Source organism: Pedobacter sp. HMWF019, from assembly GCF_003061025.1.
Taxonomy (GTDB): Bacteria; Bacteroidota; Bacteroidia; order Sphingobacteriales; family Sphingobacteriaceae; genus Pedobacter.
The window spans coordinates 1-3,352 of record NZ_QAIL01000429.1 but is presented as its reverse complement, the minus strand read 5'-3'; the positions used below and the strand labels follow the sequence as shown (position 1 = coordinate 3,352).

Sequence of the window (3,352 nt, the reverse complement as noted above, 5' to 3'; positions counted from 1 at the left end):
GTAAGTGCATTACTCCATATACCTGCATAATGTAATAAGAATTTGCAGGGGATAAAAGGTAACAAATATAAACTTACGAGTATGAAAAAAACATTACAATGTACTTTTTTGCTGCTCTATGCTACTGCCAGTACTTTTGCAAGTACGAATGCAGAAGCATCAGCAAAGAGCTTCATGCACCGGTCTGCAAAAATAGCAGCAAATTCTGTTCACGAATTTAAACAGGATGCAGTTCACGGAACAGTAAAAGACAACACAGGTACGACCTTAATTGGAGTTACTGTGATTATTAAAGGCACAAAAACCGGAACACAGACGGATACCAACGGACAGTTCTCTCTGAATGCAAAACAAGGCGATGTTCTGGTCTTTAGTTATCTTGGATATGTGAGTCAGGAAATCACTGTGGGCTCTACTAAAACGATTAATGTAACTTTAGCAAATGACAATCAGCAATTGCAGGAAGTGGTGGTTACTGCTCTTGGTATAAAAAGATCCGAGAAATCCATTACCTATTCCAGCCAGCAAATAAAAGGGGATGAATTAACAAAAGTTAAAAGTACTAACCTTGCAAATTCCTTAAATGGAAAAGTTGCCGGATTAACAATTTCCTCCAGTTCATCTGGTGTAGGTGGTTCTGCTAAAGTAATTTTAAGGGGTTCAAAGTCTTTAGTGGGAAACAATCAGGCATTATATGTAATCGATGGTGTTCCAATGAACAACTCGACTACCAATCAGCCGGGAAGTGCTTATGGCGGCACGAACTCCTATGATGGAGGGGATCCAATTTCCAACCTGAACCCTGATGATATTGAGAGTATTTCTGTTTTAAAAGGCGCTTCTGCCGCTGCACTTTATGGAAGCCAGGGAGCTAACGGAGTTATTCTAATCACCACAAAAAGTGGTAAGGAAGGTAAAACAGAAATTAACTTCTCTTCTGGCGCCTCTTTTGATCAGGCTGCATTCAAACCTCAGTTTCAAAACAGCTATGGACTTTCGGAGAAGTATTACAGCTGGGGACCAAAAATAACTAATGGAAGCAGTAACGATAACCTTAGTACTTTTTTCCAAACCGGAAGTAATTACACCAATTCAATTAATTTATCAACTGGTTCTTCAGTAGCACAAACCTATATTTCATATGCCAATACAAGTGCCAGAGGCATTGAACCTGGGAACAAACTGACAAGAGATAATTTAAATTTCAAACAAGTTGGTCATTTTTTAAACAACAAACTTACTGCTGAAGTTAATACCAATTATGTTACGCAGAAGATTGAAAATAGCCCCCTTGCTGGTCTCTACTTTAATCCGCTAACAGGTCTGTATCTGTTTCCAAGGGGAGAAGATATTTCACGTTATAAGAATGGATTTGAAGCTTTGAATCCAATAACGCAGTTATACCAGCAACAGTGGATCACCACCAGTGTAAAAGATGGTACCCAAACCTTTGATGATGATTCACAACAAAACCCATGGTGGATCGTCAATCGTAATCCAAATACTTTAAAAAGAAATCGTATTTTGCTAAATGGAAATCTTAAATATGCATTCACTTCCTGGTTTAACCTTCAGGCAAGGGGAAGTATAGATAGGGTGAATGACGTGTATGACCAGAAACTCTATGCAGGTACATCCCAGTATCTTTCAAAACCAAATGGTAATTATGCAAATACCAATAGTGTCAATACTCAGAAATACGCGGATTTACTAGCCAATTTTAATGTTCCCGTGAGCACTAAATTCAAAGTAACAGGTTTGATTGGTGCCAGTATACGTGATACAAAAACTGAAGGTTTGCAATTTGCTTCATCAGGGGACATAGGCCTTCGTTATCCAAATATATTTACTTTCCAAAACACCATTACAGATCCGGGATCATCAGGAGATTTACTTGAAAACCACACCCAGTTTCAATCTTTATTTGCAAGCGCAAATATTGCCTATAATGATGCCTTATACCTGGACATCACAGCAAGGAATGACTGGGCATCTTCTTTAGCCTATACAAAAGGCGGAGATTCATATTTCTATCCTTCAGTTGGTGCAAATGCGATATTAAGCCAATTGATCAAATTACCTGAAGCCGTGAGTTTTGCAAAAATCCGCGCCTCCTATGCAGAAGTTGGAAATGCACCCCTTGCTTATCAAAGTAACCCCGGAATCGCTACTATTGGTGCAGGCGGCCTTACTCCGCTTGGTAATGTTTCTCCTTACTCTTCTCTGGAACCGGAGAAAACAAAATCTATCGAATTGGGTACAGAGTGGAAGTTTTTAGAGAACAGACTGGGAATTGATTTTACTTATTACAAAACCAACACACACAATCAAACGATTCTGATTGCAGCCCCGGAACCTAGTTTCTATGGATCAGCCTATTTAAATGCAGGAAATGTTCAGAATCAGGGGGTAGAGGTTATGGCGAATTATACCATCATGAAAGATGGGGATTTAAAATGGAATACCTCTCTTAACTATTCGTTTAATAAAAATAAAGTTATAGAATTGTCTCCTACGGTAAGCAGTGCCATTCTTAGTGGTGCTTCTGGCGCAAACTATCAATCAGAGGTGAATGTTGGCGGCTCCTTTGGAGACATCTATGGAACAGTCTTACAACATGATGCTCAAGGAAGAGTAATGATTGACGCAAACGGAAAGCCAATTATTCAAGGTGGAGACTTCAGTTACCTTGGCAATCCAAATCCTAAATGGCAATTGGGTTGGAACAACAATTTTACTTATAAAAATTTCAATTTATCTCTGTTAGTAGATGGAAAATTTGGCGGAAAAGTAATGTCTGTAACCGAACAGATGCTAGACTTTTATGGTGTTTCCAAAGCCAGTGGCGATGCTCGCAATGCAAATGGTGTTACTGTGAACGGAGTTGATCCTAACGGAAATCCTATATCTACAGTTTCTGCACAGAATTGGTACCAAACGATTGGTGGGCGTAATGGAGTGTCCGGAGAATATATGTACAGCGCTACAACTGTACGCCTGCGTGAATTGGTTTTAGGTTATTCTTTTGACTTAAAAGATAGCTTTGTGAAGAGCCTTAAATTATCTTTAACAGGCAGAAATCTGATCTACTTTTATAAAAAAGCACCTTACGATCCTGAGCTGACCATGTCAACGGGTAATGGCCTTTCCGGCGTAGATATTTTTATGCCACCTGCAACGCGTAGTTACGGAATAAGCTTAAATGCCAGGTTCTAATTGTCAATTTTCTCAAATTAAAATGAAAAACAATGAAACAGATTAATAAGTACAAATCAATATATAAGCTTATAATTCCCTGTTCTTTAATGCTATTTGGTGTATCTTGTAAAAAAGATTTTAAAGAATATAATAC

Annotated in this window: 1 protein-coding gene; it reads left to right on the top strand. The window is 38.5% G+C overall.

The window, feature by feature from the left end; translation table 11 throughout:
- The first annotated feature begins 81 nt into the window (after positions 1-81).
- Entirely contained in the window at positions 82-3,216 is a 3,135-nt protein-coding gene (locus DBR11_RS22745) for a SusC/RagA family TonB-linked outer membrane protein (RefSeq protein WP_108554899.1), read from the top strand.
- The last annotated feature ends 136 nt before the right edge of the window (positions 3,217-3,352 follow it).